Here is a 5570-nt window from a genome sequence, read left to right on the forward strand (position 1 = left end):
CCGCGTCGAGCCCTTTGCTGTACCATTCGGGCCAATTGAGAACTTCGGAGTATCCCCATGAGCGCCGTCGCAGAAATCACCGAAACCACCACCGCCGAAATGCCCACCCCGATCGTCTTCACCGACAGCGCAGCTGCCAAGGTGGCCGATCTGATCGCCGAGGAAGGCAACCCTGACCTGAAGCTGCGCGTGTTCGTGCAAGGTGGCGGCTGCTCGGGCTTCCAGTACGGCTTCACCTTCGACGAGATCACCAACGAAGACGACACGACCATGACCAAGAATGGCGTGTCGCTGCTGATCGACGCCATGAGCTACCAGTACCTGGTGGGTGCCGAGATCGACTACAAGGAAGACCTGCAGGGCGCGCAGTTCGTGATCAAGAATCCCAATGCGTCCACCACCTGCGGCTGCGGATCGAGCTTCTCGGTGTAAGCCTTGTCGGCCGCGCTGCAGTGAAGCCCGCAGCAGCCCGCCGCACAACACGCCACCAACCGCCGCGCAGCAATGCGCAGGCGGTTTTTTAACGCCTGCGCCCTCCCTGCCTTGCCATGATTCCTGAAGACAAAAGCGCTTCCGCCTCCACCACATCCTCCTCGCGTTCGGTGCTCCTATGGCTCGTGGCCATCGGCTTTTTCATGCAGACGCTGGACGGCACCATCGTCAATACCGCGCTGCCCACCATGGCCGAGGCCCTGGGCGAGAGCCCGCTGCGCATGCAGTCCGTCATCGTCGCCTATTCGCTGACCATGGCCATGCTGATCCCGGCATCGGGCTGGATGGCCGACCGCTTCGGCACGCGGCGCGTCTACCTGTGGGCGATTGCGCTGTTCGTGCTGGGATCGGTGCTGTGCGCGATTGCTCCCAACCTGCAGCTGATGGTGGCCGCACGCGTGCTGCAGGGCATGGGCGGTGCGCTGCTCATGCCCGTGGGCCGGCTGGCCGTGCTGCGCGCCTTTCCGCGCGAGCAGTTCCTCAAGGCCATGAGCTTCGTGGCCATTCCCGGCTTGGTCGGGCCGCTGATCGGCCCCACGTTGGGCGGCTGGATGGTGGAGTACGTGAGCTGGCACTGGATCTTCCTGGTCAACGTGCCCGTGGGCCTGATCGGCCTGGCCGCTACCCTGCGCTTCATGCCGGTGGGCGACCGCTTCGCCGTCAAGCGCTTCGACGGCGTGGGCTATGCGCTGCTGGCCTTCGGCATGGTGGCCGTGTCGCTGGCGCTGGACAGCATGTCGGGCAAGGGCATCCACGGCGCCATGGTCTTCGTGCTGCTGATCTTCGGCCTGGCCAGCCTGGCCGCCTACTGGCTGCATGCGCTGCGCCGGCCCGACCCGCTGTTCGCCCCCGAGCTGTTCGCCGTGCGCAGCCTGCGCGTGGGCCTGCTGGGCAATCTGTTCTCGCGCCTGGGCAGCTCCTGCATGCCCTTCCTGATCCCGCTGGTGCTGCAGGTCTGCCTGGGCTTTTCGCCGCTGCAGGCCGGCATGATGATGCTGCCCACGGTGCTGGCCAGCATGGCCATGAAGCGCCAGACCACCACGCTGATCCAGCGCATCGGCTACCGCCGCGTGCTCATGGGCAACACCCTGGTGCTGTCGCTGATGATCGCCAGCTTCGGCACGGTCTCCACGGCGCTGCCGCTGTGGGTGGTCATCGTCCAGCTGCTGATCTTCGGCGCCACCAACTCCATGCAGTTCACGGCCATGAACACCGTCACGCTCAAGGACCTGGATGCCGGCAACGCCAGCAGCGGCAACAGCCTGCTGTCCATGGTGCAGATGCTGGCCATGGGCATGGGCGTGGCCGCCGCAGGTGCGGTGCTGGCCGGTTTCAGCGAATGGTTCGGCGGCGATACGCCGCAGCACACCCTCAATGCCTTCCGCGCCACCTTCGTCTGCATGGGCGCGGTGACGCTGGCCTCGACCATGATCTTCTCGCAGCTGGGCGACGATGAGGATGTGCGGCCCAAGCCTCTGGAGCCGGCCGAGCACGAGTGAGGGCTGTGCATGCCTTTTGCACCCTGAACCGCTGCAATCCACACTTTTGTTGCGGGTTTACCCTTGTTTTTGACAAGGATATATGGCAGCCCGCATAGGAAATATCGAGGCCGTCTTATGCGTTTGGGCGGGGCTGGACTTAATCTCGCGTACATCCGCAGGACTTACGCAAGCAAGAACGCAAACACGCCATCGCCACAGGGCCAGCGGCTTTCTTCCTCGGAATTTGCGTAAGTCGTGATCCGAACAGTCCACGCACCAGCAGTTGCCCCCACGAGCATGAGCCAGAGCCCCAGTTCCCAACCCATCCGCTTCTATCACCGCGGCCAGATCGTCGAGGTACAGGGGCCGCATCCCACGCGTTCGGTGCTGGACTGGCTGCGCGGCGACGCGCGCTGCACCGGCACCAAGGAGGGCTGCAACGAAGGTGACTGCGGCGCCTGCACCGTGGTCATCGCCGAGCTGGCCGAAGACGGCGCGCCCGACGCCGTGGGCGGCCTGCAGCTGCAGACGGTCAATGCCTGCATCCAGTTCCTGCCCACACTGCACGGCAAGGCGCTGTTCACGGTGGAGGACGTCAAGGGCCAGTGCGCCGGCAAGCAGGGCTGTGCCACGGGCGAGCCCGCAGGCGGTGCCGAGCTGCACCCCGTGCAGCAGGCGCTGGTGGACTGTCACGGCTCCCAATGCGGCTTTTGCACGCCGGGCTTCGTGATGTCGCTGTGGTCGGCCTACGAGCACCACCAGCAGGCCGGCACGCGTCCCTCGCGCCAGCAGCTGGCCGACGAGCTGTCGGGCAATCTGTGCCGCTGCACGGGCTACCGTCCCATCCTGGACGCAGGCCAGCGCATGTTCGACCTGCCCGCCACGCGCATGGCCACCGACCCCGTGGTGCAGGCACTGCAGGGCCTGCGCGCGCAGGATGCCGGCTTGGACTACGCCGCTCCCAACGCCGCCCAGGGCGGCCGTGTGGACAGCTTCCACGCTCCGCGCACGCTGGACGAGCTGGCCGCCGTGTGCGAGGCCAAGCCCCGCGCGCGGCTGCTGGCAGGCTCTACCGATGTGGGGCTGTGGGTGACCAAGCAGTTCCGCGACCTGGGCGACATCGTCTATGTGGGCGACGTGGCCGAGATGAAGCGCGTCGAGGAGCGCCACGGTGCGGGCAGCCTGGACGGCGGCGAGCTGTACATCGGCGCCGGTGCCTCGCTGGAATCGGCCTGGTCGGCGCTGTCGCAGCGCTTCGAGGGGCTGACCGATGTGTGGCTGCGCTTTGCCTCCGTGCCCATCCGCCATGCGGGCACCATGGGCGGCAACGTGGCCAATGGCTCGCCCATTGGCGACTCCCCGCCCGTGCTGATGGCGCTGGACGCGCAGATCGAGCTGCGCAAGGGCGCACGCGTGCGCCGCATGCCGCTGCATGACTTCTATCTGGACTACATGAAGAACCAGCTGGAGCCGGGCGAGTTCGTGCAGGCACTGGCCGTGCCGCTGGACGCTGCACGGCGCCAGACCCGTGCCTACAAGATCAGCAAGCGCTTCGACTGCGACATCTCGGCGCTGTGCGCGGGGCTGGCCATCGAGCTCGATGGCGAGGTGGTGAAGTCCGCCCGCCTGGCCTTTGGCGGCATGGCCGCCGTGGTCAAGCGTGCGGCCCTGGCGGAGGCGGCCATCGTGGGCCAGCCCTGGGACCAGGCCGCAGTGAAGGCCGCCCAGGCCGCGCTGGCCCAGGACTTCAAGCCCATGTCCGACATGCGCGCCAGCGCCGACTACCGGCTCAAGGTGGCGCAGAACCTGCTGCAGCGCCTGTGGCTGGAGACACGTCTGCAGCAGCCGCTGCCGCTGCAGGCCACCAGCGTCTGGAGCGTGATGCCCCACGCAGTGCACCAAGGAGCCTGAAATGAACCGCCCCATCGACCCTTCCCTGCTGCACTCGTCCGAGGCCTTTGCGCATTACCTGAAGAACGCCGCCTTCCGCGTGGACGAGCGTGCCGAGGCCGGCGCCCACACCCAGGGCCAGCGCGTGGGCATCAGCCGCCCGCATGAATCGGCCCATCTGCATGTGGCCGGCGAGGCCGCCTACATCGATGACCTGCCCGAGCTGGACGGCACGCTGCACTGCGCGCTGGGCCTGTCTCCCGTGGCCAATGGCCGGCTCAATGCGCTCAGGCTCGACGCCATCCGCGCCATGCCCGGCGTGGTGGCCGTGCTCACCGGCGAGGACATTCCCGGCGTCAACGACTGCGGCTCCATCATCCACGACGACCCCATCCTGTGCAGCGGCGAGATCCGCTACCTGGGCCAGCCGCTGTTCGCCGTGATCGCCGAAAGCCGCGAGGCGGCGCGTCTGGCTGCGGCCCAGGCCAAGGCGGCGGCCGACATCACGGCCGAGCCGCCCGTGCTCACGCCCCAGCAGGCGCATGAGCTGGGCCAGTACGTGCTGCCGCCCATGCACCTGGCGCGCAGCACGAATGAAGGCGGCGCGCGCCGCGCCATGGACGAGGCGCCGCACCGCCTGAAGTCCTCGTTCTACGTGGGCGGCCAGGAGCAGTTCTACCTGGAAGGCCAGATCAGCTACGCCATTCCCAAGGAGGACGGCGCCGTCCACCTGTACTGCTCCACCCAGCACCCCAGCGAGATGCAGCACCTGGTGGCCCATGCGCTGGGCGTGGCCTCGCACGCCGTGCATGTGGAGTGCCGCCGCATGGGCGGCGGCTTCGGCGGCAAGGAGTCGCAGTCGGCCCTGTTCGCCTGCGTGGCCTCGGTGGCCGCGACGCGGCTGCGCCGCCCCGTCAAGCTGCGCCTGGACCGCGATGACGACTTCATGATCACGGGCCGCCGCCACTGCTTCTGGTACGAGTACGAGGTGGGCTACGACGACGAGGGCCGCATCCTCGGCGCCGAGATCTCCATGGTCTCGCGCGCCGGCCACTCGGCCGACCTGTCCGGCCCCGTGATGACGCGCGCGCTGTGCCACTTCGACAACACGTACTGGCTGCCCGATGTGTCCATGCACGGCTACTCGGGCAAGACCAATACCCAGAGCAATACGGCGTTCCGCGGCTTCGGCGGCCCGCAGGGCGCGATCGCCATCGAGAACATCATGGAGACGGTCGCGCGCGAGCTGGGGCGCGATGCGCTCGATGTGCGCCGCGTCAACTTCTACGGCAAGACCGAGCGCAACGTCACGCCCTATAGCCAGGTCGTGACCGACAACATCATCCACGAGCTGGTGGCCGAGCTGGAAACCTGCAGCGACTACCGCGCGCGCCGCGATGCCATCGCCGCGTTCAACGCGGCCAGCCCCGTGCTCAAGCGCGGCCTGTCGCTGACGCCGCTCAAATTCGGCATCTCCTTCAACGTCAAGCACTTCAACCAGGCCGGCGCCCTGGTCCATGTCTACAACGACGGCTCCATCCTCGTGAACCACGGTGGCACCGAGATGGGCCAGGGCCTGAACACCAAGGTGGCCCAGGTCGTGGCGCATGAGCTGGGCGTGGGCTTCGGGCGCGTGCGCGTCACGGCCACCGACACCACCAAGGTGGCCAATACCTCGGCCACGGCGGCATCGACGGGGGCACGCGG

4 protein-coding genes are annotated in these 5570 nt (G+C 67.6%); all 4 read left to right on the forward strand.

Annotated features, from left to right (window positions below):
• Positions 1–57 precede the first annotated feature (57 nt).
• Positions 58–432 (forward strand): iron-sulfur cluster insertion protein ErpA, encoded by a 375-nt coding sequence (erpA, locus tag L995_RS26290; protein ID WP_016448458.1) that lies wholly within the window; start codon positions 58–60, stop codon positions 430–432.
• A gap of 116 nt (positions 433–548) precedes the next feature.
• Entirely contained in the window at positions 549–1991 is a 1443-nt protein-coding gene (gene mdtD / locus L995_RS26295) for a multidrug transporter subunit MdtD (RefSeq protein WP_016448457.1), read from the forward strand.
• Positions 1992–2270: 279 nt separating this feature from the next.
• The gene (gene xdhA, locus L995_RS26300; RefSeq protein WP_047474259.1) at positions 2271–3884 is read left to right on the forward strand and encodes a xanthine dehydrogenase small subunit; all 1614 of its coding nucleotides are present in this window, start codon (positions 2271–2273) and stop codon (positions 3882–3884) included.
• 1 nt (position 3885) lies between these two features.
• On the forward strand, positions 3886–5570 hold a 1685-nt coding region (gene xdhB / locus L995_RS26305; protein WP_047474262.1), incomplete at its 3' end, for a xanthine dehydrogenase molybdopterin binding subunit.

Source organism: Delftia sp. ZNC0008 (assembly GCF_000799035.1).
Classification (GTDB): Bacteria; Pseudomonadota; Gammaproteobacteria; order Burkholderiales; family Burkholderiaceae_C; genus Comamonas; species Comamonas tsuruhatensis.

Excerpts from the sequence above, each read along its gene's own strand:
- mdtD (WP_016448457.1), top strand. The coding sequence starts at position 549 with ATGATTCCTGAAGACAAAAGCGCTTCCGCCTCCACCACATCCTCCTCG.
- xdhA (WP_047474259.1), top strand. The coding sequence starts at position 2,271 with ATGAGCCAGAGCCCCAGTTCCCAACCCATCCGCTTCTATCACCGCGGC.
- erpA (WP_016448458.1), top strand. The coding sequence starts at position 58 with ATGAGCGCCGTCGCAGAAATCACCGAAACCACCACCGCCGAAATGCCC.